Origin of the sequence: Nitrospirillum goiasense, from assembly GCF_034427435.1 — a bacterium.
In the GTDB taxonomy this organism is placed as follows: domain Bacteria; phylum Pseudomonadota; class Alphaproteobacteria; order Azospirillales; family Azospirillaceae; genus Nitrospirillum.
The window spans coordinates 2,059,225-2,084,786 of the sequence record NZ_JAXQNP010000002.1; the positions used below are offsets into that span (position 1 = coordinate 2,059,225).

General features: G+C 67.9%; 21 protein-coding genes and 1 pseudogene. 16 read left to right on the forward strand and 6 right to left on the reverse strand.

What is annotated here, in order from left to right; all coding sequences use genetic code 11:
- The first annotated feature begins 5 nt into the window (after window positions 1-5).
- Together ULB03_RS12030 and ULB03_RS12035 are read left to right on the forward strand one after the other, a co-directional pair.
- Complete coding sequence (locus ULB03_RS12030) at window positions 6-467, forward strand: type II toxin-antitoxin system RatA family toxin (protein ID WP_145730159.1); 462 nt, start codon at window positions 6-8, stop codon at window positions 465-467.
- A 148-nt stretch (window positions 468-615) separates the two neighbouring features.
- On the forward strand, window positions 616-1,368 hold the full coding sequence (locus tag ULB03_RS12035; RefSeq protein ID WP_322483341.1) for an SDR family NAD(P)-dependent oxidoreductase: 753 nt from the start codon (window positions 616-618) through the stop codon (window positions 1,366-1,368).
- Window positions 1,369-1,371: 3 nt separating this feature from the next.
- On the opposite strand, the gene rtcR is transcribed toward ULB03_RS12035, so the two are convergent.
- On the reverse strand, window positions 1,372-2,964 hold the full coding sequence (rtcR, locus tag ULB03_RS12040) for an RNA repair transcriptional activator RtcR (protein ID WP_322483342.1): 1,593 nt from the start codon (window positions 2,962-2,964) through the stop codon (window positions 1,372-1,374).
- Between the two features lie 249 nt (window positions 2,965-3,213).
- Between rtcR and ULB03_RS12045 the strand changes: the two genes are divergently transcribed.
- The 3 genes from ULB03_RS12045 to rtcA all read left to right on the forward strand — a co-directional run bounded on the left by ULB03_RS12045 (window position 3,214) and on the right by rtcA (window position 7,835).
- Window positions 3,214-4,758, forward strand: coding sequence for a vWA domain-containing protein (locus ULB03_RS12045; RefSeq protein WP_322483343.1), 1,545 nt, complete (start codon window positions 3,214-3,216; stop codon window positions 4,756-4,758).
- A gap of 785 nt (window positions 4,759-5,543) precedes the next feature.
- Complete coding sequence (locus ULB03_RS12050; RefSeq protein WP_322483344.1) at window positions 5,544-6,791, forward strand: RtcB family protein; 1,248 nt, start codon at window positions 5,544-5,546, stop codon at window positions 6,789-6,791.
- 30 nt (window positions 6,792-6,821) lie between these two features.
- Complete coding sequence (gene rtcA / locus ULB03_RS12055; RefSeq protein ID WP_322483345.1) at window positions 6,822-7,835, forward strand: RNA 3'-terminal phosphate cyclase; 1,014 nt, start codon at window positions 6,822-6,824, stop codon at window positions 7,833-7,835.
- 16 nt (window positions 7,836-7,851) lie between these two features.
- Here the strand turns inward: rtcA and ULB03_RS12060 are convergent, their stop codons facing one another.
- From ULB03_RS12060 to ULB03_RS12070, 3 genes are read right to left on the reverse strand one after another with little or no spacing between them, the layout of a single operon-like run.
- Window positions 7,852-8,541, reverse strand: a complete 690-nt coding sequence (locus ULB03_RS12060) for a hypothetical protein (protein WP_322483346.1) — start codon at window positions 8,539-8,541, stop codon at window positions 7,852-7,854.
- Between the two features lie 26 nt (window positions 8,542-8,567).
- A complete protein-coding gene (locus ULB03_RS12065) occupies window positions 8,568-9,446 on the reverse strand; it encodes a restriction endonuclease (protein WP_322483347.1) in 879 nt (292 codons plus the stop codon).
- A 58-nt stretch (window positions 9,447-9,504) separates the two neighbouring features.
- Window positions 9,505-10,521 carry an MBL fold metallo-hydrolase gene (locus ULB03_RS12070; protein WP_322483348.1) on the reverse strand — a complete coding sequence of 339 codons (1,017 nt, stop codon included), beginning with the start codon at window positions 10,519-10,521 and terminating at the stop codon, window positions 9,505-9,507.
- 175 nt (window positions 10,522-10,696) lie between these two features.
- Between ULB03_RS12070 and ULB03_RS12075 the strand changes: the two genes are divergently transcribed.
- On the forward strand, window positions 10,697-11,473 hold the full coding sequence (locus ULB03_RS12075) for an alpha/beta hydrolase (RefSeq protein ID WP_322483349.1): 777 nt from the start codon (window positions 10,697-10,699) through the stop codon (window positions 11,471-11,473).
- Between the two features lie 97 nt (window positions 11,474-11,570).
- Window positions 11,571-12,218: an NMCC_0638 family (lipo)protein gene (locus ULB03_RS12080; protein WP_322483350.1), complete on the forward strand. Its 648-nt coding sequence runs from the start codon at window positions 11,571-11,573 to the stop codon at window positions 12,216-12,218.
- Between the two features lie 40 nt (window positions 12,219-12,258).
- Here ULB03_RS12080 and ULB03_RS12085 read toward each other — a convergent pair whose 3' ends face one another.
- On the reverse strand, window positions 12,259-12,768 hold the full coding sequence (locus ULB03_RS12085) for a CinA family protein (protein ID WP_322483351.1): 510 nt from the start codon (window positions 12,766-12,768) through the stop codon (window positions 12,259-12,261).
- A gap of 5 nt (window positions 12,769-12,773) precedes the next feature.
- Window positions 12,774-13,949 carry a bifunctional 2-C-methyl-D-erythritol 4-phosphate cytidylyltransferase/2-C-methyl-D-erythritol 2,4-cyclodiphosphate synthase gene (locus ULB03_RS12090; RefSeq protein WP_322483352.1) on the reverse strand — a complete coding sequence of 392 codons (1,176 nt, stop codon included), beginning with the start codon at window positions 13,947-13,949 and terminating at the stop codon, window positions 12,774-12,776.
- Window positions 13,950-14,209: 260 nt separating this feature from the next.
- Between ULB03_RS12090 and dusB the strand changes: the two genes are divergently transcribed.
- The 9 genes and pseudogenes from dusB (at window position 14,210) to hflX (ending at window position 25,441) form a co-directional block, all read left to right on the forward strand.
- Window positions 14,210-15,301 carry a tRNA dihydrouridine synthase DusB gene (gene dusB / locus ULB03_RS12095; protein WP_322483353.1) on the forward strand — a complete coding sequence of 364 codons (1,092 nt, stop codon included), beginning with the start codon at window positions 14,210-14,212 and terminating at the stop codon, window positions 15,299-15,301.
- Window positions 15,301-16,425 (forward strand): two-component system sensor histidine kinase NtrB, encoded by a 1,125-nt coding sequence (locus ULB03_RS12100; protein WP_322483354.1) that lies wholly within the window; start codon window positions 15,301-15,303, stop codon window positions 16,423-16,425. The genes dusB and ULB03_RS12100 overlap by 1 nt, the downstream gene beginning before the upstream one ends.
- Window positions 16,426-16,428: 3 nt before the next feature.
- Window positions 16,429-17,883: a nitrogen regulation protein NR(I) gene (gene ntrC / locus ULB03_RS12105; RefSeq protein WP_322483355.1), complete on the forward strand. Its 1,455-nt coding sequence runs from the start codon at window positions 16,429-16,431 to the stop codon at window positions 17,881-17,883.
- 298 nt (window positions 17,884-18,181) lie between these two features.
- On the forward strand, window positions 18,182-20,512 hold the full coding sequence (locus tag ULB03_RS12110) for a sensor histidine kinase NtrY-like (RefSeq protein ID WP_322483356.1): 2,331 nt from the start codon (window positions 18,182-18,184) through the stop codon (window positions 20,510-20,512).
- 30 nt (window positions 20,513-20,542) lie between these two features.
- A complete protein-coding gene (ntrX, locus tag ULB03_RS12115) occupies window positions 20,543-21,946 on the forward strand; it encodes a nitrogen assimilation response regulator NtrX (protein ID WP_145730172.1) in 1,404 nt (467 codons plus the stop codon).
- A gap of 65 nt (window positions 21,947-22,011) precedes the next feature.
- Window positions 22,012-22,883 (forward strand): annotated as a pseudogene (locus ULB03_RS27420) (D-amino-acid transaminase).
- Window positions 22,880-23,593 carry an HAD family hydrolase gene (locus ULB03_RS12130; RefSeq protein ID WP_322483359.1) on the forward strand — a complete coding sequence of 238 codons (714 nt, stop codon included), beginning with the start codon at window positions 22,880-22,882 and terminating at the stop codon, window positions 23,591-23,593. The pseudogene ULB03_RS27420 and the gene ULB03_RS12130 overlap by 4 nt, the downstream one beginning before the upstream one ends.
- Window positions 23,594-23,715: 122 nt before the next feature.
- The gene (hfq, locus tag ULB03_RS12135; RefSeq protein ID WP_040843434.1) at window positions 23,716-23,964 is read left to right on the forward strand and encodes an RNA chaperone Hfq; all 249 of its coding nucleotides are present in this window, start codon (window positions 23,716-23,718) and stop codon (window positions 23,962-23,964) included.
- 70 nt (window positions 23,965-24,034) lie between these two features.
- A complete protein-coding gene (hflX, locus tag ULB03_RS12140) occupies window positions 24,035-25,441 on the forward strand; it encodes a GTPase HflX (protein WP_463605632.1) in 1,407 nt (468 codons plus the stop codon).
- The last annotated feature ends 121 nt before the right edge of the window (window positions 25,442-25,562 follow it).

Genomic DNA, 25,562 nt, shown 5'->3' on the forward strand with positions numbered 1-25,562 from the left:
GCCTGATGCCCACGCATGCCGAGAAGCGCGTCCTGCCCTACACGCCGGAACAGCTGTTCCAGCTGGTGGCGGACGTGGAAAAGTATCCGGAGTTCCTGCCCTGGGCCGTGGCGGCCCGTATCCGCCGCCGCGAGGGCAACACCTTCTGGGCCGACCTGGTGATCGGCTTCAAGATGGTGCGGGAGCGTTTCACCTCCAAGGTGGTGCTGAGCGAACCGGGCCGCCGCATCGACGTGGCCTATACCGAGGGCCCGTTCCACTACCTGAACAACCACTGGATCTTCGAGCCGCACCCCGACGGCTGCCTGCTGGATTTCTACGTGGATTTCGAGTTCCGCAACGTCATCCTGCAGAAGATCATCGGCGCCCTGTTCGGCGAAGCCGTGCGCCGCATGGTCGCCGCCTTCGAGACCCGGGCGCACCAGCTCTACGGCGCGCCCGGTGGCCGGCCGGTGGGGGCGGTTTGACGTTTCCCGCCTGTGCCTGAAGCGGTAATAGCTCTTTGGATTACCCCGAAGGGATTGCCCCTGATGGCTAGGCCTTGATCCTTTCCTCTCTCCGACACGTAGGATGACCGTACGGCCCGCTATCAGGCGAGGCCGTGGTCATGGCGTGATGGGACTGCGTGAGGGTGGTGGCATGGCGGGCGAGAGCGGTTTGGCACCGGAAGGATGCGCCGTGGTGGTGGGGGCCGGCGGGTTGGGCCGGGCGCTCGCCTCCGCTTTGACGGAACGGGGCGCCCATGCCCAGGTGTTGCTGGCCGGCCGGCGGGAGGACCCGCCCTGCGACATCACCAACGAACGCGCCGTCGCCGCCCTGGCGGCGCGGGTGTGGGACACAGGCGCGCCTTTGCATACCGTGATCGTGGCGTCGGGCTTCCTGCACGGGCCGGGGCCTCAGCCCTATCAGGCCTTCGCGCCGGAAAAGACTTGGCGCCAGCTTGACCCCGCGCACCTGGCCCATGCCTTTGCGGTCAACGCCATCGGCCCAGCGCTGCTGGCCAAGCACCTGCTGCCCCTGTTCCCGGCCAGCCGGCGCTGCGTCTTCGCCGCCCTTTCGGCCAAGGTCGGGTCCATCGGCGACAACGCCACGGGCGGCTGGTATGGCTACCGTGCCAGCAAGGCCGCGCTGAACCAGATCATCCGCACGGCGGCCGTGGAGTTGGCCCGCACCCGCCCGTTGTCGCTGTGCGTCGCCGTCCATCCCGGCACCGTGGACACCCCCCTGTCGGCCCCCTTCGCCAAGACCGGCCTGGACGTCCGCCCGCCGGACCGCGCCGCGGCCCAAATCCTCGACATGCTGGACCGCCTGCACCCCGACGACACCGGCCGCTTCTTCGCCTACGACGGCCGCGAACTGCCGTGGTGAGGGTCAGGGCGCTGCCAAACCGGACCACTCCAGCCCGAAGCGCTGCAGGTACTTCCGCAGCCGGTCCGCGTCGTTGGAGGACGCCCGCCGGGTGCGGGAGGCGCTGAACAGCTGGCGTCCCGCCTCTGACAGGCTGCGGCAGGCGCGGCAGATTCGGACCACCTCGGCCAACTGCACCCGGTCGAACGGGTCCAGCGTGTCCAAGGCATCGGGTGTGAGCAGCGCCGCCAGGCCATCGTCTGTCGCGGGTGTGCCCCATAGGCGGCGCAGGCGGGCGATCTCCTGCTCCACCGTGTCCTGGTCGATGCGGGCCGAGGGGGCCAGGGTGGCCATGCGGGTGACGCTGGCCCCCAAATCCCGGAAATTGCCCGGCCAGGGTGCCTCCGGCCCAGTGGCGAAGGCCAGGTAGCGCGCCCGCGCTTCCTTGTTGAAGGTCACGCGCTGGCCATCGCGCTGGGCGTGGCGGTCCAGCTCATAGTCCAGGTTGGGTTCGATATCCTCCCGCCGCTGGGCCAGGCCGGGCAGGGTGAAGGTCCACAGGTTCAGGCGGGCGTAGAGATCGTCGCGGAAGGCGCCCTTGGTCACGCTGGCCCCCAAATCGCGGTTGGTGCCGGCGATCAACTGGAAATCCGACGCCACCTCCTTGTCCGATCCCACGGGCAGGAAGCGCTTGTCCTCGATGGCGCGTAGGATCATGGCCTGCTCGTCCAGGCCCAGTTCCCCGATCTCATCCAGGAACAGCATGCCGGTGTCGGCGGCGCGCAGCAGGCCCGGCCGGTCGCTGACGGCACCGGTGAAGGCGCCCTTGCGGTGGCCGAACAGGGCGGACATGGCGCCCTCGCCGCGCAGGGTGGCGCAGTTCACCTCCACAAAGGGGCCGGACACCTGGTGCTTCAGCCGCTTCAGCTCATAGATGCGGCGGGCCAGGTGGCTTTTACCGGCACCGGTGGGGCCCATCAGCAACAGGGGCGCCTTGCTGCGCAGGGCCACGCGCTCGATCTCATCCACCATGCGGTTGAAGGCGGCGTTGCGCGTTTCGATGCCGGATTTCAGGAAGGACGATCCCTCAGCCGCCGCCGCCGCGAACCGGGTGGCGATGCTGTCATAGCGCGATAGGTCCAGGTCGATGGCGCTCCATTCCCCTGCCGGGTTGAGACCTTCGCCACGGGAGGGCTGGGTCTGCAGCAAGCGGCCGGGCAGGAAGCGCGCCTCCGTCAGCAGGAACAGGCAGATCTGGATGACATGGGTGCCGGTGGTGATGTGCACCAGATAGTCCTCCCGCTCCGGCTCGAACGGGAAGGCGCGGGCGAAGTCCAGCAGCTTGCCGTAGACCTCCTCGAAGTCCCAGGGGTTGGTGAAGCCCAGGGTGCGTTGCTCGACCGTCGTTTCCGGCGAGACGGTGCGGATGTCCTCCACTACCTGCTCGGCCAGGCGGCCATGCCGCTCCCCATGCAGCAGCACGAAGCGGTCCACCCGCAAATCCTCATGCATGCAGATGCCCACGCTGGGCCGCCACTTCTGCCAGCGGCTGGGCCCGAACTTGGCGGCGTCCAGGGTGGAGCCCAGGAAGCCGATGACGGTGAGGGGGCGAGACATAAGGATTATCCATTTTTATAAATTCGTATCGATTGGTATCCGATTTTTCCGATTGGCGGAAGGCGTATTTAGAGCGGCCGTGATGGCGGAAATGAAAATGTCTATTTAATATCAATGAAATAAGTTTTTACTCCGGTGCGCCTTCACCTTCTGGCACGGCCGTTGCTCTTATCCTGGCATCGGATCGGGGCCGCCGGAATGCGCCGGCGGCCCCCGAGGCGGAAGCTTCGAGGAAAAGGAGTGAGGACCATGGCCAACAAGCAGCTGTTCGCGTCGATGATCGCGAAACTGATGCCGGATGCGCGTAACCGCGAGGGCGCGCCGGCCTACAGCTATGGTCCGGAACACACCCTGGCCCAGCTGGCCGCCACCGGTACGCTGAACGACGGCTTCTATGGCACGGCCGAGGCCCAGTTGGCCGAGGTGCTGGCCGTGGCCAAGGCGGTTGACCCGCGCTTCGTGGCCCAGGCTGCCGTCTATGCCCGCACCAAAGGCGTGATGAAGGATATGCCGGCGCTGTTGACCGCCTGGCTGACCGTGGCCGACCCCCACCTGTCGGTGGCCGTGTTCCGCCGCGTCATCGACAACGGCCGCATGCTGCGCACCTTCGTGCAGATCATGCGGTCGGGCGTGGTGGGCCGCACCTCCCTGGGCACCCGGCCCAAGCGCCTGGTGAAGCAGTGGCTGGAGCAGGCGTCCATGGCGCAGCTGATGCGGGCGGCGACGGGCAATGACCCGTCGCTGGCGGACATCGTGAAAATGGTCCATCCGGCGCCGGTGGACGCCACGCGTCGCGCCTTCTATGGCTGGCTGATCGGCAAGCCCTATGACGTGGCGGCGTTGCCGGCGGAGGTCGCGGCGTTCGAGGCCTGGAAACGGGACCGTTCGCTGCCCCTGCCGCCGGTGCCCTTCGAGTGGCTGACGGCGGAGCCGCTGGCGGCCGCGCAATGGGCGGAGGTGGCGGACCGCATGGGCTGGCAGGCGCTGCGCATGAACCTCAACACCCTGGCGCGTCACGGCGCGTTCGCGGTGGAGGGGCTGGCGGAGCGGGTGGCGGCACGGCTGGCGGATGCCGAGATGATCACCCGGTCCCGCGTCCTGCCTTATCAACTGTTGGCGGCGCGGGGCATGGTGGGCAAGGACGTGCCGCCGGTGGTGGTCGCGGCGCTGGAAACGGCGCTGGAGCTGTCGCTGGCGTCGGTGCCGGTTCTGCCCGGCCGGGTGGTGGTGTGCCCCGACGTGTCGGGGTCCATGGCCAGTCCCATCACCGGCCACCGCAAGGGGGCAACGACGGCGGTGCGCTGCATCGATGTGGCCGCCCTGGTGGCGGCGGCGGTGATGCGGCGCAACCCGGGCACCCTGGTGCTGCCGTTCGAGACCAAGGTGGTGCCGCTGGACCTGGACCCTGGGGCCCCGGTTTCGGTGAATGCCGCCAAGCTGGCCGCCATCGGCGGCGGCGGCACCACCGTCTCCGCCCCGCTGGCCTTGCTGAACGCGCAGCGGGCGGTGGCGGACCTGGTGGTGATCGTTTCGGACAACCAGTCCTGGGTCGACGCCCGGCGCCAAGGCGCCACGGCGACGATGCAGGAGTGGGAGCGCCTGAAGCGGCGGTGCCCCCGGGCCAAACTGGTCTGCATCGACCTGCAGCCCTATGGCACCACCCAGGCGGTGGAGCGCCCCGACGTGCTGAACGTCGGCGGCTTCTCCGACGCCGTGTTCGAAACCCTGGCCCGTTTCGCCGCCGGCGGAGCGGGCCGGGATTGGGTTGCGGAGGTGAGCGCGACGGTCGTCTGACCGGGGATGATGCGTTGGGTCGTGGCGAATGCTGGATGGAACTACATCCTCCACCTAAGCCCGTGGTAGAGCGCCCGGTCCGTGAGGGCCGGGAGATGCGGTTCGAGCCCGCCTTGGAGAAGATAGCTCAAAGGGCGGTTCCGTCCCCCCTGGTCGCCACGACCCAGCCCGTCCATCCCAGGTCACCGCCGGTGAATGCGGTGGGGAGTACAGTAGGCATGGCCGTAAGGCCTGCGGTTCGACTCCGCTAACCTCCCCATTCCCCTTGTCACCGGCGGCTCGGCCGTCGCGCTTTCCAACGCGAGCGGCGCTGGCGAATGCCGGCCAGACTACTTGGATAGAGCGCCCACCGACTGGTGGGAGGCGGCGGTTCAAACCCGCCTCCGGGCAACCGGATAGCTCAGTCATCGTCTGGCCATGCCTTGTCGCTGGTGCCGCTTTCATCGTTTGGGCGAATGCCGTGGGGAACTCCGTCACCTGCAAGGTCGCCGGTGCAAGTCCGGTCGTGTCCGTCCCATTCGGGGGCTGGACGCGTAGCTCAGCAGCGAGAGCATGCAGCCCCTGTTTCCCACACCTCTCGTCGCCTTTTTTGAGACTGTTCGCACTGTTTTGACTGCACGCGCGGGTTTCCGGGCGAATGCCGCGGGGAACTACAATGTCGCCGGTTCAAGTCCGGCCGGGCCTTCGGGCCTGTAGCTCAGTGGGTAGAGCATGTGCCGTTTTCCGCACCACTCTTGTCGCCACCTTGCGCCGTGACTGTTAAAGATATGAAGGATTTGAAGGAAATGACCATGACTGATCTGGTCGCCGGGCAGGGCTTTGAGGTCACGGTGGCCGATGGCGCCGTGCCCATCAAGATGTGGACCAAGGGTGTGGCCGTGGACGACCAGGCCCGTGCCCAGTTGGCGCGGGTGGCGCGCCTGCCCTTTGTGTTCAAGCATGTGGCCGCCATGCCCGACGTCCATGTCGGCATCGGCGCCACTGTCGGCTCCGTCATCCCCACGGTGGGTGCCGTCATCCCGGCGGCTGTGGGGGTGGACATCGGCTGTGGCATGATGGCGGCCCGCACCTCGTTGGCGGCTGCCGACCTGCCGGACAACCTGGCGGGGCTGCGCACCGCCATCGAGCGGGCGGTGCCCCATGGCCGGGACGTCGGGCGGGGCCGCCGTGACAGCGGGTCCTGGGGCGATCCGCCCGCCGAGATCGTGGCGGCGTGGAGCACCCTGGCGGAACGCTTCGCCCGCATCACCGCCAAATACCCCAAGCTGGCCAGCGCCAACACGCTGGCGCATCTGGGGACGCTGGGCACCGGCAACCACTTCATCGAGCTGTGCCTGGATGAAGGCGGCCAGGTATGGGTGATGCTGCATTCCGGGTCGCGCGGGATCGGCAACGCCATCGGCACCTTCTTCATCGAGTTGGCGAAGAAGGACATGCGCCGCTGGTTCATCAACCTGCCGGATGAGGATTTGGCCTATTTCCCCGAGGGCACCGACCACTTCAACGACTATGTCGAGGCGGTGGGCTGGGCCCAGGATTTCGCCGCGCTGAACCGGCGCATGATGATGACCAACGTCATCGCCGCGATGCGGACCGTCATCACCAAGCCGTTCGACGCGGCGATGGAGGCCATCAACTGCCACCATAACTACGTCCAGCGGGAACGCCATTTCGACCGCAACAACGTCCTGGTCACCCGCAAGGGCGCGGTGAACGCAGGCAGTGGGGTGATGGGGATCATTCCGGGGTCCATGGGCGCCAAGTCCTTCATCGTGCGGGGCAAGGGGAACGCGGAGGCGTTCAACAGTTGCTCCCACGGGGCCGGGCGCCTGATGTCCCGGCATGAGGCCAAGCGGCGCTTCACGCTGGAGGACCATGCCCACGCCACCGAGGGGGTGGAATGCCGCAAGGACGCCGACGTCATCGATGAGACGCCGGCCGCCTACAAACCCATCGAGGCCGTCATGGCGGCGCAGGCCGACCTGGTGGAAATCGTGCATACGTTGAAACAGGTCCTGTGCGTGAAGGGGTAGGACCCTTCACGCACAGGACGGGGGGATACAGTGATCATCATTGATGGATCGGAGGGCGAGGGCGGGGGGCAGGTGTTGCGTACCGCCCTGTCCCTGTCACTGGTGACGGGCCAGCCCTTCCGCATCGACAACATCCGCGCCAAGCGGGACAAGCCCGGCCTGATGCGTCAGCATCTGACGGCGGTGGAGGCGGCCTGCGCCATTGGCGGCGCCACCGCCGACGGGGCGGCCATCGGGGCGGGCAGCCTAACCTTCACCCCGGGCCGGGTGCGGGCGGGCGACTACACCTTCGCTGTGGGCACGGCGGGCAGCACGGGGCTGGTGCTCCAGGCCCTGCTGCCGCCCCTGTTGCTGGCGGATGGCCCGTCACGCCTGGTGTTGGAGGGCGGAACGCACGCCCATGCCGCGCCGCCCTTCGATTTCACGGCGCAGACCTTTTTGCCGCTGGTGTCCCGCATGGGGCCGGCGGTGACGGCCACCCTGGTGCGCCCGGGATTCTACCCGGTGGGCGGCGGCCGTGTGGAGGTGTCGGTGAGCCCGGCCCCCTTACGGCCCCAGGAGTTCATGGAGCGTGGCGCCTTGCGTGGTGTCCGTGGCCAAGCGCTGCTGTCCAACCTGCCGGCCAACATCGCGGAACGCGAAGTCGCCGCCGCCCGCCAAGTGCTGGACTGGCCGGATGAGGCCTGGTGCGTGGAGACGGTGGCGGAGGGGCGGGGCCCCGGCAACATCCTGATGCTCTCGGCCAACTTTGACCAAGTGACGGAGGTGGTCAGCGCCGTGGGCCGCATCGGCCTGCGGGCCGAGGATATCGGCCGCCAGACGGCCAACCGCCTGGCCGGCTATATCGCCTCTGGCGCCTTCGCCGGGCCCTATCTGGCTGATCAATTGCTGCTGCCCCTGGCGCTGGCCGGCGGCGGGCGCTTCACCACCGTGCGGCCGACGCGGCACACCCTGACCGCCGTGACCATCATCCGCCGCTTCCTGGACCGGGACATCCGGATCGAGGGACGGGCTGACGGCACCCATCTGGTGACGGTGGCATAAGCCTGAACCGGGGCCCCTACTTCGCCAGCGGCGTCACCTTGACCGCGTTCTGCGGGCCGGCGGTGATGGTGGTGCCGGTGGCGTCGGGGATGAAGCGGATGGGGACCTCGATCCGCTTGGTGCAGGTCTGCAAGGTCCACACCTCGCGCCAGGGCGGCGACTTGCCGCCGGGGGCGGGGCCAGGGGCGGGGGGGACCTCGCGGTCCACGAAGCGGGTGTCGGCCACATACTCGCGGGCGCAGCCTTCCTCGGTGGCGCCGGGGGTGATCTTGACCAACTGATCCACCTGCTGGATGGCGTCGCGCTGCAGCAGGACGTCGGTATGTGTGCCGCCCGGCAGCAGGGCGCCCATGGCGATGGCCTGGCCCGCCTGCTTCCAGCCCAGGACGTTCAGGGTGCGGGTGACGCCGCAGCCGGCCAGCGTCACCTGCTGGCGCCAGATGCCGGTCTGCAACTGGCCGGCGGCATCGAACACCAGCGGCTGGAACACCGCGACGTCGGTCGAGGCGGTGGCCTGGGCGTTGGGGCAGGGGTTGTTCATGACCACGGCCGACTGCTGGGCCGTGGCCAAGGTCATCTGCCGCACGCCGGGATCGGCGAACAGCCGGGCCGTGTTGGCCTGGTCGTCGGCCAGGGCGGGGCTAGCGGTCAGAACGGTTGCCGCCGCGACGAGATTCAAGGCATGGACACGGATTTTGTAGGCCATGGGCATATCCTGGGCTGATCCACGATTTAAAACTGATCGAAGAACTCATTGTTTATGGTGATTTCTTCGACGATGACCTCACGGACTGATACTCCAAGCCGGAGGTCCTTGAGCAGGCCGCAAAGGGTTTCGCCATCAATCAAATCGATGGCGGGTGCGCCGTCCCGTGTCGCCTCGCGTCGCCCCTCAGCGGTGAAAGTGCCCGTCGTTATGATCAATCCCTTATCGGCACGCCCTTGCATGGCACCTCGGAAATTTCGAACAACCTCCGAGCCCACCGCGTTCTTCCAGCGCTTGCACTGAAAAAGAACATGGAACGAAACGAGATTGATACGCAGGACACCCACACCATCGATGCCGCCATCATTTGTCTTCCCGGTCACCTCCACCCTGGTGAAGCCGCTCTCCCTCAAGATGCGCTTGCATAGTTGCTCGAACGCGGATGGGGACATGGTCATGAGACGCTGGAGAAGGCGACTGGTCCAGTCGTCCACTTCCTCCCCTCTATCGACTAGGGCGATGTCGTTTTCGGACTCAACGGCCTTTTTGGCAGCCAGGGACGCATTGTAAGCATCGGCGACAATGCGTCGAAGATCGGCGCTAGGCCTTTCCGCCGCAGTTCGACCTTCTTCTGTGAGAATCCAGACACCTCGGCGGGGGTTGGTGATGAACCCCGGTATCTTCAGAAAGCTACGCGCCCATGACATCCGGTCCGGTAGAATTGGTGCACCGCTCTTGGAATAAGTGACGTTCAGCAACTCCGCTGGAATCTTCATTGAAGATACCAACGCATCTTCTATCTCCTCCACCGACCCGGAGCCGCCGAGGTCACGGAGGGCCTCAAGTGTGGGTTTGAAAAAGTCCGTGTACTTGGGCAGTTCGGAATGTTTAGGAGAAGCGGTCATGCGCGGAACTCTATAGCGGGCAGGTTGAGTCCGATCCGTGAGGGGCGGTCGTGTTTCTTTATTCTCCCAGGCTGTATTGCGCCGGTTCCCAGACATAGCTCTTGGGGTCGGCCTTGCCGTCGGTGGTGTCCTTGGGGCGGATGTGGCCGATGCCGGGGAAGGAGATGTGGGCGGCGGCCACCCAATAGCCGTCCTTGGCGGCCTCGGCGAAGATGCGCGCCCGTTCCTTGGCGGCGGCGGGGCTGTCGCTGTCGAACTGGATGGTGGTGGCCGGGGTGTCGAACTGCACGGCGGCGACATGCATCAGGTCACCCCAGAACAGCATTTTCTGGCCCTTGCTCTCGACCGCGTAGGCGGAATGGCCCGGCGTGTGGCCATGGGCCGGAAGGGCGGTGACACCGGGGAACAGCGGCGTCACGCCGTCGAAGGTCTTCAGCTTGCCGGCCATCGCATAGGCGTCCAGCAGTTTGTGCGCGGTGGCGAAGCCGCGCTTTTCATCCGCCGGGGCCTTGGACTCGGCCTCCGGGTTCAGCCAATGGCCCTTTTCCGCCGCGTCGACATAGACGGTGGCGTTGGGGAAGGTGGGGTGGCCATCCGTCATCAGGCCGCCGATATGGTCGCTGTGCATGTGGGTGATCAGCACCGCGTCCACCTGCTCGGGCGTGTAGCCGGCGGCCTTGAGGTTGGCCAGCAGGTGGCTGGGCGCCTGGGGGCCCGCCAGGCCGTTCAGGCCGGTGTCGACCAGGATCAACTGCCCCCCGGTGTTGATCAGGAAGGCGTTGACCGAGGTGGGCGTGGGGCTGGGCTGATGGTTGCGCGCCAACGCCGCCGCCACCTTGGCCGGCGTGGTGTTGGTCATCAGCTTGTCCATGGGCAGGGTCAGGACCGTGTCATTCAACGCCGTGATCTCGAAATCGCCCAGCATCAGCCGGTAGTAGCCCGGCGCCTGGGTCTTCACCTGCGGGGCGGCGGCGTGGGCCGCCAGGGCCAGCGCGACCAGGGGCAGCGCGACCAGGGGCAGCGACAGTGGGGCAGCGGCGAGCGCCAGGACCAGACCAAGAGAACGCGGCGACATGGGGGAAACTCCGGCAGGCGGGACCGTGAAGGCGGGACATTGAAGGCGGTACGGAGCGCCAGACTATGCCCCAGTCTCCCCGGCATGCAACCGGGGCGGAGCCCTGGCCATCGGTTGACGCGGGGTCGACCCCTCCCCCAAGCTGCCGGAATGGGGAAGCCGGGCGGGGGACGGGATGCGCGGGCGTGTCTTGGGGGTGTTGGCCTGCCTGCTGCCGCTTATGATGGCGCCGGCGCGGGCGGATGATCTGGTTCATCTGACAGCCCGGCCGCGGGTTACGCCCGTGGCGGTGGAGGCGCCGGTCGGCCCCGTGCGCCTGGGCGATGGCATGGTCCTCGTTCCCCGATCCTACCGGCCTGGCCAGCCCCTGCCAGTGCTGGTGATGCTGCACGGTGCCAGCCAGCGCGGCGCTGACATGATCGCCCGGCTGGCGCCGGTGGCGGAGGCCCGGGGCATCCTCATCGCCGCCCCCGACTCCGGGGATTACACCTGGGACATGCTGGCCGCGCGCAAGCGTGAGGCGGACGAGCGCTGGGGGCCGCGCTATGGCACCGATCCGGCGCGCATCGACGCCTTCCTGGCCCTGGTCTTCGCCCGCTATGCCGTGGATCCGGCCCGGGTGGCGCTGGCGGGATTCTCTGATGGGGCGACCTACGCCCTGTCCCTGGGGCCGGAAAACCGGGACCTGTTTTCCACGCTGATCGCCTTTTCCCCCGGGCACATCGCCCCATTGCATACCCAGGGGGCGGTGCCCGGCGGCGGCCAGATCCGGGTGTTCATCAGCCACGGCAGGGCCGACCGCGTTTTGCCCTTGGAGGAGACGGCGCGCGCCACCGCACCGGCGTTCACACGGCGCGGCTTCCTGGTGGAACTGCGGGTGTTCGATGGCGGGCACGCCATGCCGCCTGAGGTGGTCGAGAGCGCCTTGGAGTGGTGGTTGGGGCGCGGTTGAGCGTCGGCAATAGAGAGTGGTTGCACGGACGCAACCAATATGGGCTCAATTCTTCAGCCGTCCGGATGGGGAAGGGGCTTGGCAGGAGGGGGACGCTTTGACGTGGGCATGGAAGGCGGCCGCTGGTGCGGTGATGATCGTGGGGGCGCTGATCCACGGGGTGGCGGCGCAGGAGGCGACGCCGCAGCCGCCCCCTGTTCAATTGCCCGATCCATCGCCTGAGGATGTCGCCGCCGCGACGGAACTGGCTGAGGTCTTCGAGGATTTTTGCCTGAAGCGCTTTCCGGATGATGAGGCGGTCAAGGCCGGGGCACAGGACCTGACCGCCATGACGCCGGACCAGGTGAAGGGCATCTTGAAAGATGATCCGGGCATCGGCTGGTACAAGAAGACGCCCCTGGCCCTGTACAAGATCACCTTGGAACTGCCGCCCTATCATGCCTGCGCCGTTCGCCGCATGACCGCGAACGGCATCCCCACGGTCAAGCCTTACCTGGCGGCGATCACGGCATTCGCCGCCGCGCAGGGGCGGCCCCTGCAGCGCCAGCAGGCCCAGAAGATGAACCTGCCCACCGGGCCCACCGTCACCATCTTTCCCCAGGCCATTGCGGACGCGACAGGGCAACGCGTCCAAACCCAGTTCATGGTGCTGCTGACCAACTACCACCATCAATACGGGGGTGAGGACTATGTCGGCGGCGTGGGACTGGAAGTCCGATACGTCCGGCAGGAAAAGCAGCCTTGATTGAATGCGTCGCCCTGGTTCAGGACCCCAGGGGGCTGGGTTAGCCTTCCCCCGTTCCGTCCTCTGCCGCGGCAGCCAGGCCCAAGGCCAGCGCCCGCGCCACCGCCGCCAGGCGCACCGCGTCACGGTCGCCGGGGAAGACGTGGCGCTCCACCACCACCGGGCGGTCACGGCGGGCGCAGCCCAGGTAGACCAGGCCCACCGGCTTTTCCACACTGCCGCCGCCGGGACCGGCGATGCCGGTCACCGACAGGGCGATGTCGGCGCGGGAGCGGGCCAGCAGCCCCTCCGCCATGGCGTGCGCCACCTCGCGGCTGACGGCCCCGTGCCGGGCGATCAGGCCGTCGGGCACGCCCAGCAGGTCGATCTTGGCCTGGTTGCTGTAGGTGACCACGCCCCGGTCGACCACGGCGGAGGAACCGGCGATGGCCGTGAGGCTGGCGGAGATCAGGCCGCCGGTGCAGGACTCGGCCGTGGCCAGCCACAAGCCTTCCTTTTGGCAGGCGGCCAGCAGGCGTTCGGCCGTGTCCGTGATCTCCGCCGGGAACATGGGCGTCAGGCTCCGGTGGCCGGCCAGGGGAGGCGAACTGTGCAGGTCGCCATGGCGGCGATGCCCTCGCGCCGGCCGGTGAAGCCCAGGCCCTCGGTGGTGGTGGCCTTCACCGACACGCGGTCCGGCGCGATCGCCAGCAACTCGGCGACACGGGCCACCATGGCCTCGCGGTGCGGGCCCACCTTGGGCCGTTCGCAGATGACGGTGATGTCGCAATGGGCGATGACGCCGCCCTTGGCCGTCACCAGGCTGGCGGCGTGCTGCAGGAACTTGCCGCTGTCGGCGCCGCGCCAACGCTCGTCCGTGGGCGGGAAGTGGCTGCCGATGTCGCCGGCGCTGATGGCGCCCAGGATGGCGTCGGTCAGGGCGTGCAACCCCACGTCGGCGTCTGAATGTCCTTCCAGCTTGTGGGTGTGCGGCACCTTCAGGCCGCAGAGCACGATGTGGTCGCCTTCCGTGAACTTGTGCACGTCATAGCCGTGGCCCACGCGGACATCGCCCAACTGGTTCATGATGATCTTCTCCGCCCGCGCCAAATCCTCGGCATGGGTCACTTTCAGGTTGTCGGGGTTGGTGGGCACCAGGCGGACCGGCAGGCCGGCCTTTTCCGCAACCGCGGCGTCGTCGGTCAGTTCCTGCCCCGCCAGATCGCGGTGCGCCGTCAGGATGTCGGCGAAGCGGAAGCCCTGCGGCGTCAACGCCCGCCACAGGGCCGTGCGGTCCACCGTGGCGGCCACGGCGCCGTCCGTGCCGGCCCGCTTCAGCGTGTCGCTGACGCTGGCCGCCGCCAGGGCGGCCGGCACCTCCGCCAGGGCGCCGATGACGGCGGAAATGCTGGCGGCGTCCACCAGCGGGCGGGCGGCGTCGTGGATCAGCACCAGGTCATAGCCGCCCTCGGCCGCGGCGGCCTCCAGCCCGTTGCGCACGCTGTCCTGGCGGGCGGCACCCCCGGCGATGGGCGGCGGCAGGTCCAGGCCGGCCACCGCCGCCTCATACAGGTCGCGGTGGGCGGGGTTGATCACCACGCGCACGGCCGTCACTTCCGGATGGTTCTGGAAGGCGGCCACGGTGCGGGCCAGGACCGGGCGGCCGGCCAGGGACAAATACTGCTTGGGCATGTCCCCGCCGAAGCGGGAGCCACTGCCGGCGGCGACGATCAGGGCAAGGCAGGACGGCATGATGGGTCGAGACACCGGAAACGATGAAAAGAAAGTCGAGGCCAGGGATGGCCCCTGCGCCGGACAGAGATATCGCGCGTTCACAGGCCGCCGCCAGGGTTGTTTGGCCGCTGGCGTTCACGGCCTGCCATGCCACCGCACCATACCCCTGCCATACCATAGTCGCATCTGCCACCTTCGGCGGCGTCGCTTCCCTTTGCCATGACCTCATGATAGCTTGAACGCCTAATTTTGAAGCAGTCATGGAAAGCGCCTAGGAAATGGGCAGTAAGTTAGCGCCGATCCAGGTCGGTCCCATCACCATTGAGGATCCGGTGATCCTGGCGCCCATGTCGGGCGTCACCGATACGCCGTTCCGCCGCCTGGTGAAGCGCGCCGGCGCGGGTCTGGTCGTTTCCGAGATGATCGCCAGCCAGGCGATGATCCGCGCCACCCGCGAATCCGAGAAGAAGATCGACCCGGATGCGCAGGAGGGCGTGCTGTCCGTCCAGCTGGCGGGCTGTGAGCCCGAGGTGATGGCGGAGGCGGCCAAGCTGTGCGTGGACCGGGGCGCGTCCATCATCGACATCAATTTCGGCTGCCCGGTGAAGAAGGTGGTGAACGGCTACGCCGGGTCCGCCCTGATGAAGGATGAGCCGCTGGCCGGCCGCATCCTGGACGCGGTGGTCAAGGCCGTGTCCGTGCCCGTGACCCTGAAGATGCGCAAGGGCTGGGATGAGCGGAACCTGAACGCGCCGCGCCTGGCCAAGATCGCGGAGGAGTGCGGCATCCGCCTGATCACCGTGCACGGCCGCACCCGCAACCAGATGTACAACGGCACCGCCGACTGGGCCTTCATCCGCCAGGTGAAGGATGCCGTGTCGCTGCCCGTCATCGCCAACGGCGACATCGTGGATTTCCCCGACGTCACCCGCTGCCTGGAAGAGAGTGGCGCCGACGGGGTCATGATCGGCCGGGGCACCTATGGCCGCCCCTGGTTCATCAACCAGGTCATCCAGATGCTGCGTACCGGCGCGGCCCCGGCGGAGCCGACGCTGGTGGAACAGCGCGACCTGGTGCTGGAGCATTATGACGCCATCCTGGAGCATTACGGCACCGAGGCCGGGCTGAAGATCGGGCGCAAGCACATCGCCTGGTACTCCAAGGGCCTGCCGGGCTCCGCCGAATATCGCGCCAAGGTCAACACCATCGAGAAGGCCGACCTGGTGCAGGACTTCGTGCGCGGCTGGTACCAGGATCTGCTGGACCGCGGCATCGTCGGGCGCGACCTGTCCGGCCGGGGCCTGACGGCGGAGGCCGGCTGCGACGCCGAGGACGACGACACCGCCGGCGACAAGAAGGCGGCGGCCTGATGGGGCGGACGGCGGCCCTGCCGGCCCCGGCGAATGGCGTGGTCGATCCCACGGCCATCCTGTCCGCCCTGCCGGAACCCATCCTGGTCATCGATCGGCAGCGCCGCGTCCACTTCGCCAACCTGCAGGCGGAGGAGTTTTTCGACGCGAGCGCCACCTTGCTGGTGGGTAGCCTGCTCGACACCCTGATTCCGGGCGACAGCCCCGTCCATTCCCTGATCGACCAGGCGCGGATGACGGGTGGCAGCGTGTCGGACTACAGCATCATGCTGGAGACGCCGCGCATTGGCCTGCATTTCCTGACGGCCAAGGCCGCGCCCCTGTCCGATCCGCCGGACCTGGTGGTGCTGTCGCTGCATGAGCGGTCCATCGCCCGCAAGATCGACAACCAGCTGACCCACCGGGGGGCCGCCCGCTCCGTCGTCGCCATGGCGGCCATGCTGGCGCACGAGGTGAAGAACCCGCTGTCCGGCATCCGCGGCGCCGCCCAACTGCTGGAGGAGAACGCCTCGGAAGGCGACCGCATGCTGACGCGCCTCATCTGTGATGAGGCCGACCGCATCGTGGCCCTGGTGGACCGCATGGAGGTCTTCACCGATGGCCGGCCGTTGGAAAAGACGGCGGTGAACATCCATGGCGTGCTGGAGCATGTGCGCCGCGTGGCGCAGAGCGGCTTCGGCCGCGCCATCCGTTTTATCGAGCGCTATGATCCGTCGCTGCCGCCGGTGCTGGGCAACCGCGACCAGTTGATCCAGGTCTTCCTGAACCTGGTCAAGAACGCGGCCGAGGCCTGCCCCGACAAGGGCGGGGAGATCATCCTGTCCACCGCCTACCAGCATGGGGTGCGCCTGGCGGTGCCGGGATCGGACAGCCGGGTGCACCTGCCGCTGCTGATCAGCGTGCAGGACAATGGTGACGGCATTCCCGAAGACCTGCGGGCCAACCTGTTCGATCCCTTCGTCACCACGAAGATGAACGGGACCGGGCTGGGGTTGGCCTTGGTGGCCAAGATCATCGGCGACCATGGCGGGGTCATCGATTTCGACAGCGTGCCGCGTCGCACGATCTTCAAGGTTTCGTTGCCGGTCGCCCCTGGGCGGACGGCGTCAGAGGGGGGCGTTTAATCCATGGGTCCATCCACCATCCTTGTCGCTGACGACGACAGGGCGATCCGCACCGTCCTGAACCAGGCCCTGCTGCGCCTGGGCCATGACGTGCGGGTCACCGGCAACGCCGCGACCTTGTGGCGCTGGGTCCAGGATGGGGAGGGGGACCTGGTCATCACCGACGTGGTGATGCCGGATGAGAACGGCCTGGACCTGCTGCCGCGCATCAAGAAGCTGCGCCCCGAGCTGCGCGTCATCGTCATGAGCGCGCAGAACACCCTGCTGACCGCCGTGAAGGCGGCGGAGCGGGGGGCCTTCGACTACCTGCCCAAGCCCTTCGACCTGAAGGACCTCATGGGCATGGTGGAGCGCGCGCTGTCCACGCCCCAGCCGGCCCCGCCGGCGGCGGCCGGCGCGGCGGCCGCGCAGGCGGAGGAGGAGGCGCTGCCCCTCATCGGCCGGTCGGCGGCCATGCAGGAAATCTACCGTGTCCTGGCCCGCCTGATGGGGACGGACCTGACGGTCATGATCACCGGTGAGTCGGGGACCGGCAAGGAACTGGTGGCCCGCGCCCTGCACGATTACGGCAAGCGGCGCAACGGCCCCTTCCTGGCGGTCAACATGGCCGCCATCCCGCGCGAACTGATCGAGTCCGAGCTGTTCGGCCATGAGAAGGGCGCCTTCACCGGCGCCACCGTGCGCTCCACCGGCCGGTTCGAGCAGGCGCAGGGCGGCACCCTGTTCCTGGACGAGATCGGCGACATGCCGCTGGACGCCCAGACCCGCCTGCTGCGCGTGCTGCAGGAAGGCGAGTACACCACCGTCGGCGGGCGTACGCCCATCAAGACGGACGTACGCATCGTCGCCGCCACCCACCGCGACCTGCGCACCCTGATCCGCCAGGGGCAGTTCCGCGAGGATTTGTTCTATCGCCTGAACGTGGTGCCCATCCGCCTGCCGCCATTGCGGGAGCGGACGGAGGACATCCCGGCGCTGGTACGCCACTTCTTCGGCCTGGTGCACCAGCAGGGACTGCCGTTGAAGAGCATGGACAACGCGGCACTGGACCGGCTGCGGCGCCACCGCTGGCCGGGCAACGTGCGCGAGCTGGAGAACATGGTGCGGCGCCTTGCCGCGCTGTACACCCAGGAAGTCATCAGCATCGATGTCATCGAGCAGGAGCTGGCGGATTTCGCCCCCGCCGCCGCCCCGGCGGAGGAGCCGCAGAACGAAGGCCTGGGCGCGGCGGTGGAGCGCCACCTGAAGGATTACTTCGCCGCCCACAAGGACGGCGTGCCGGCCGCCGGCCTGTATGACCGCGTGCTGCGCGAGGTGGAGCGGCCGCTGTTGTCCCTGTCGCTGATCGCCACGCGCGGCAACCAGATCAAGGCCGCGCACATGCTGGGCCTGAACCGCAACACCCTGCGCAAGAAGATCAGGGACCTGGACATCCAGGTGGTCCGCGGCTTGAAGTAGCAGGGGCCCATTCCACCAACGGGCGTAAGACGGACGGCTGGAAACGCGCGTTGCATTCTGGTAACAGAGGTGGGCGCCTGGGCAACAGCGACCATTTCCGGGCGGGACCCCTTCGGCATTGCGCCGGATCGGTGCCGTTCGGTGGCTTCGCCCGCTCACTTCCCGTGTCGGGGGTGGCATCGCGCCCGTGTAATCCCTTTGGGCCCACCGACTTGGCAGCAACCGTGCTTCGTTTCGCCTTACACGCGGTCTCATATCCCAAAGCCCCGGCTACGGCGCCGGCCCTGGTTCTCGCGCCATGACGGCCACCCCGCCGGCGCTGATCACCCCGCCCCCCGGCCCGGAGATCCCGCACGCCGCCAAGGCCGATGGCTGGTGGCGCCGCCTGTCCGTCAGGGCCACGCGCTTCGGCCTGGGCAACAAGCTGGCGGTGGCCTTGGCCTTCGCCGCCGTTCTGTCGGGCTTCGCCACCTATGCGGCGCTGACGCAGCAGCCGCCCTTCGGCAACAACGCCCACACCGTCAGCTTGCTGCTGACCCTGGACGGCGCCCTGCTGCTCACGCTGCTGGCGCTCATGGCCCGGCGCATCGTCGGCCTGTGGATCGAGCGGCGGCGCGGCCTTGCCGGCTCCCGCCTGCATGTGCGGCTGGTGGCGGTGTTCAGCCTGCTGGCCGTGTTGCCGGCCATCGTCATGGCGGCCTTCTCCGCCTTTTTCTTCTACCTGGGGGTCCAGTCCTGGTTCAGCGACCGGGTGCGCACGGCGGTGAACGAAAGCCTGGTGGTGGCGCGCGCCTATCTGGATGAACACCAGATCGCCATCAGCAACGACGCCCGCTGGGTGGCCAACGACCTGTTCCGCCTGGGCCCGCTGATCACCCTGGACCCGCTCTACCTCTATTCCTTCCTGCGCAACGAGTCGTTCCAGCGCTCCTTCACCGAGGCGGTGATCTTCGACGGGCAGGGGCGGCAGTACGGCAGCTATACCCTGGGGTCCGTGTTCCAGGCCGACGCCTTCCCCAAGGAGCGCATGGAGAAGGCGCGCAAGGGTGATGTGGATGTGGAGTTCAACGAGGCCGACAAGCGCATCACCGCGCTGATCCGCCTGGATCCGGACTTCGACATCTTCCTGCTGCTGGGCCGGCCGGTGGAGGCCAAGGTCATGGAACACATGACCGCCGCCCAGACGGCCGTGCATGAATATACCGAGCTGGAGGGGCAGCGCTTCGGCCTTCAGACGAAGATGATGCTGATCTTCATCGTCGTCTCGCTGCTGCTGCTGCTGGTGGCCATCTGGGCCGGCCTGAACTTCGCCAACGCTTTGATCACGCCCATCAGCGCCCTGATCATCGCGGCGGAGCGCATCCGCACCGGCGATTTGAACGCCCGGGTGCCAGAGGTGCTGCCGGGTCCGGAGGATGAGCTGACCTCCCTCAGCCGCGCCTTCAACCGCATGACCAGCCAGTTGTCCTCCCAGCGCAGCGACCTGGTGGAAGCCAACCGCCAGCTGGACTTGCGCCGCCGCTTCACCGAGGCGGTGCTGGCGGGCGTGTCGGCCGGCGTCATCGGCCTGGATGAGCAGGGCTTCATCAACCTGCCCAACCAGTCCGCCGCCCAGTTGCTGGACATTCCCGACCTGCATGAGATGGTGGGCCGCGACATCCTGGCGGTGGTGCCGGAGCTGGAAGAACTGATGTCCACCATCCGTCGGCGCCCCTCGCGCCTGGTGGAGGCGCAGGTGCAGATCCGCCGCGGCAACACCCAGCGCACCCTGCTGGTGCGGGTGGCCGCCGACACCAGCGCCAACGGCATCCGCGGCTTCGTCATCACCTTCGACGACGTGTCGGAACTGCTGTCGGCGCAGCGCAAGGCGGCCTGGGCCGACGTGGCCCGCCGCATCGCCCATGAGATCAAGAATCCGCTGACCCCCATCCAACTGTCGGCGGAGCGCCTGCGGCGCAAGTACCTGAAGGAAATCCAGAGCGATCCGGAAACCTTCAAGGCGATGACGGACACCATCGTCCGCCATGTCGACGACATCGGCCGCATGGTGGATGAATTCTCCGCCTTCGCCCGCATGCCCACGCCGGTGATGAAGCCGCAGAACATCCAGGAGCTGTGCCGCCAGGCCGTGTTCCTGCAGGCGGCGGCCCAGACCGCGATCAAGTTCGAAAGCATCCTGCCGCCCCAGCGGATCGAGGTGGAATGTGATGGGCGCCAAATCTCCCAGGCCCTGACCAACCTGCTGAAGAACGCGATGGAGGCCATCGAGGGCCGGGTGGAAGAGGATGCCGCCAACGGCCGCGAGGGGCCGCCCGGCCATATCACCCTGAAGGTGGAGGGCGTGGACGACCACATCGTCCTGACCATCGCCGACAACGGCAAGGGATTGCCGCACGAGGGCCGCGACCGCCTGACCGAACCCTACGTCACCACCCGGGCCAAGGGGACGGGATTGGGCTTGGCCATCGTGAAGAAAATCCTGGAAGACCATGGCGGCACCCTGGGGCTGGATGACAACCCCGGGGGTGGCGCCCGCGTCACCTTGATCCTACCGCTCCTACAGGCGACCGCTCCGCAAGACGCGGACGCGGCGGCCAGCCCGGTCCCGGCGACCGGCACCAGTGCCTAAAAAGGCGTTTGACTCCAAAGGCGTTGACCCATGGCGCATGATATTCTGATCGTCGATGACGAGGCTGACATCCGGATGCTGATCGCTGGCATCCTGGAGGACGAGGGCATGAAGACCCGGGAGGCGGCGGACGCCGACCAGGCCCTGGCCGCCGTCGCCGCCCGCCGCCCCAGCCTGATCATCCTGGACATCTGGTTGCAGGGCAGCCGCCTGGACGGCCTGCAGATCCTGGACGAGATGAAGCGGGACCACCCCGACGTGCCGGTGGTGATGATCAGCGGCCACGGCACCATCGAAACGGCGGTTGCGGCCTTGAAGAAGGGCGCCTACGACTTCATCGAGAAGCCGTTCAAGTCCGACCGCCTGCTGCTGCTGGTGGAGCGCGCCATCGAGGCCGCCCGCCTGCGGCGCGAGAACCGGGAGTTGCGCCTGCGCGCCGGTGGCGAGGTGGAACTGATCGGCCGGTCGCTGCTGATCAACCAGTTGCGCCAGTCGCTGGACAAGGTGGCGCCCACCGGCAGCCGCGTCCTGGTCAGCGGCCCGCCGGGCAGCGGCAAGGAGATCGTGGCCCGCATCATCCACGAACACTCCCGCCGGGCCGACGGTCCCTTCGTGGCGCTGAACTGCGCCACCATGCGGCCGGACCGGCTGGAGGTGGAGCTGTTCGGGACGGAGCATGCCATCGACGGCGCCGGCCGCAAGGTCGGCACCTTCGAGCAGGCGCACGGCGGCACCCTGTTCCTGGATGAGGTGGCGGACATGCCCCTGGAGACCCAGGGCAAGATCGTGCGCGTGCTGCAGGAACAGACTTTCGAGCGCGTGGGCGGCAGCACCCGGGTGGAGGTGGACGTCCGTGTCATCGCCAGCACCAACCGCGACCTGGCGGCGGAGATCGAGGCCGGGCAGTTCCGCCAGGACCTGTATTACCGCTTGGCGGTGGTGCCGCTGAAGGTGCCGGCGCTGCGCGAGCGGCGGGAGGACATCCCCCTGCTGGCGCGTTATTTCCTGCAGCGCTCCGCCACCGCGTCGGGCCTGCCGCAGCGCATCCTGGGCGAGGACGCCATGGCGGCGTTGCAGGCCTATGAATGGCCAGGCAACGTGCGCCAGCTGCGCAACGTCATGGATTGGCTGCTGATCATGGTGCCGGGCGACCCGGACGAGCCCATCCGCGCCGACATGCTGCCGCCGGAAATCGGCTCCATCACGCCGACGGTGCTGCGCTGGGAAAAGGGCGGGGAGATCATGTCCCTGCCGCTGCGCGACGCCCGTGAGGTGTTCGAGCGTGAATACCTGCTGGCCCAGGTCACCCGCTTCGGCGGCAACATTTCCCGCACCGCCTCCTTCGTGGGGATGGAACGGTCGGCCCTGCACCGTAAGCTGAAGTCGCTGGGGGTGCACGGCAATGACCGGGGTGACGGGAAGGGTGAGGAATAGCGTGCAATAGGCTGATACTAATTCAGTTTTTGCCTACGCTTCAGATTTTAGATGAGGTTCATTCCATGCCGCGGACAGCCTATGTCAACGGTCGCTACGTCCCGCACGGCGACGCCCATGTCCATATCGAGGATCGGGGATTCCAGTTCGCCGACGGCGTTTACGAAGTGGTGTCGGTGGTCGACGGCGTCTTCGCCGACGAGGATGGCCACCTGGCCCGCCTGTCCCGCTCCCTGAACGAATTGGACCTGCCCTGGCCCATGCACCCCATGAGCCTGCGCTTCGTCATGCGCCAAGTGGCGCGGCGCAACCGGGTCCGCAATGGCCTGGTCTATGTCCAGATCACCCGGGGGAGGCGCCGCGTGACTTCCGCTTCCCGGCCGACCCGGTGCCCACGCTGGTGGTGACCTGCCGCGCCACGAAGTTCAGCGCGCCGCAGCACCTGGAGAAGGGCGTTTCCGTCATCACCATCCCCGACATCCGCTGGGCCCGGCGCGACATCAAGTCGGTGGCGCTGCTGCCCCAGGTGCTGGGCAAGCAGCGGGCGGCGGAGGCGGGCGCCTTCGAGGCGTGGCAGGTGGACCCCGACGGCACGGTCACGGAAGGCTGCTCCAGCAACGCCTGGATCGTCACCCAGGCGGGCGTGCTGGTCACCCGGGCGGCCAGCAACCGCATCCTGAACGGCATCACCCGGCTGTCGCTGCTGGCCGAGGCCGAGGCGTTGGGCATCCCGTTCGAGGAACGGGCGTTCACGGTGGAGGAGGCCCACGCCGCGCGTGAGGCCCTGATCTCCAGCGCCAGCACCTTCTGCGTTCCCGTCACCCGCATCGACGGCCGGCCGGTGGGCGACGGCGTGCCGGGCCCGCTGGGCCGGCGCTTGCGCCAGGCCTATCTGGCGCATGTCGGCGTGGACGACCCGGTGGCGGCCACGCCGTGAGCGCGCGTCCGACCTTGTCCGCTTCCGATTTACCCGCCCTTACGCTTCCCAAGGCGGTGTTGTTCGACTGGGACAACACCCTGGTGACCAACTGGCGCTGCGTCCATTCCGCCACCAACGCGGCGCTGGACGCCTTCGGCCTGCCCACCTGGACGCTGGAGGAGAGCTACACCCGCGTGCGCCAGAGCTTGCGCGACGCCTTTCCCGCCCTGTTCGGCGAAGGCTGGGAACGGGCGCGGGACATCTTCTACGCCCACTTCGAGGCCCACCACCTGGAATACCTCGACCCGCTGAGCGGGGCGGGCAGGCTGCTGGAGAGGCTGGCCGGGCGCGGCGTCTATGTCGGCGTGGTCAGCAACAAGACCGGCCGCTTCCTGCGCACGGAGGCCGGGGCCCTGGGCTGGGACCGCTGGTGCGGCGCCCTGGTGGGGGCGGGGGATGCCGAAGCCGACAAGCCGCACCCCGCGCCGGTCCACCTGGCGCTGAAGCCGTCGGGGATGGTGCCGGGACCGGATGTCTGGTTCGTGGGCGACGCCGACATCGACATGGAGTGCGCGCACCGCACCGGCTGCGTGCCGATGATGGTGGGGGCTACCCCGCATGGCGAGGGCGCCTTGAGCGCTTTCCCCCCTTGCGCCACTTCCCCAGCTGCGACGAACTTTGCACCTTGGTGGATGCGCTCTAGCACCCCATATCAGTTCCTGTGCTAGGATGGCTGACGCTCCGGGGTGTTCCCGGGGCTGCCGGCACTTTGACGCACGGCTCCATAACCGCCGAAAAGGCAACCCCCGGGCCCTTCCTAGAGGGCCCGCAATAAAGAGCGAGGCATGCAATGTCCGAAAAGTCGCAAAACGTTCAGGACGTGTTTCTGAACCATGTGCGGAAGAACAAGACCCCTGTGACGGTCTTCCTCGTCAACGGCGTGAAGCTGCAAGGCATCATCACCTGGTTCGACAATTTCTCGGTGCTGCTGCGCCGGGACGCCCATTCGCAGCTGGTCTACAAGCATGCGATCTCGACCGTGATGCCGGCGCACCCCATCCAGTTGTTCGAGTCGGCCAAGGAAGGCGACCACGATTGATACGCGTGACCAGTCGGCCCCGTCCCGCATCGGGACGGTCAGGCCGGTTGACGGAAAGGACGGCGGCGCTGTGACGGATCGTCCGGCGGATGTGTCCGCCCCCCTTTCCGATAGGCCAGAGGCGCCGCCGGTGGAGCAATCCGCCCGGCGCGCCCTGGTGATCCATCCCATTTTACGCGAAGACCTCGACGATAAACGCAGCCCCGAGTCCCGGCTTGAGGAAGCGGTCGGCCTGACCGCCGCCATCGAGCTTGAGGTGGTGGCGGCCGAGTGCGTGCGCGTCACGCGGCCCAAGCCCGCCACCCTGCTGGGCGGCGGCTATCTGGAGGAGGCGGCGCACCGCATCGCGGAACAGGGCATCGGCCTGGTCGTGGTGGACCACGCGCTGTCGCCCGTGCAGCAGCGCAACCTGGAGCGCGACCTCAAGGCCAAGGTCATCGACCGCACCGGCCTGATCCTGGAGATCTTCGGGGCGCGGGCGCGCACCCGGGAAGGCCAGCTTCAGGTGGAATTGGCGGCGCTGACCTACCAGCGTTCCCGCTTGGTGCGGTCCTGGACCCACTTGGAGCGGCAGCGCGGTGGTTTCGGCTTCCTGGGCGGCCCTGGCGAAAGCCAGCTGGAAATGGACCGCCGCCTCATCGGCGACCGCATCATCAAGCTGAAGGCGGAGCTGGAGGAGGTGCGGCGCACCCGCGGCCTGCACCGCAAGGCGCGCGAGCGTGTGCCCTATCCGGTGGTGGCGCTGGTCGGCTATACCAACGCCGGCAAGTCCACGCTGTTCAACCGCATGGCGCGGGCCGACGTGTTCGCCAAGGATCTGCTGTTCGCCACGCTGGACCCGACCATGCGGTCCATCGTCCTGCCGTCGGGCCGCAAGATCATCCTGTCGGACACGGTGGGCTTCATCTCCGACCTGCCCCACCATCTGGTGGAGGCGTTCCGCGCCACCCTGGAGGAGGTGCTGGCCGCCGACATCATCCTGCATGTGCGTGACGCCGCCCATCCGGACAGCGAGGCGCAGCGCGCGGATGTGGAGGCGGTGCTGGGTGAGCTGGGGATCGATGTCGAGACCGACCCGCGGGTGGTGGAGGTCCTGAACAAGATCGACAAGCTGCCTCCGCTGGACCGCGACGCCCTGGTGCGCCAGAGCCGCCGGCCCGATGGACTGGTGGCTGTGTCCGCCTTGACCGGGGAGGGGTTGGAGAGCCTGTTCAACGTCCTGGACCGCCGCATGGTGGCGGGCCGCGACGTGGTGAAGGTCAGCGTTCCGGTCAGCGATGGCGCCGCCATGGCCTGGCTCTATGCCAAGGGCGAGGTGACGGAGCGCGAGGACGACGACGACAACGCCCACCTCACGGTGGCGTTGGAGCCGGCGGACGTGGCCCGGTTCCGTGACCGCTTCCCCGCCTGTTCCGTGACGGAAACCCCGCCGCTCACCGAACGGGTTGCCCCGGAAAGCCAGGCCCAGCTGTCCTGACGCCTCGTTCCCACAGCATTTCGTAACATGCCGCGCATCCTTAGCTTTCGGCCGCCTTGGCGGTTGGGCTAAGGTGCCGGCCACCCGACGCCGGCCCGCTTCATGAGAAGGGGCCGGCGCC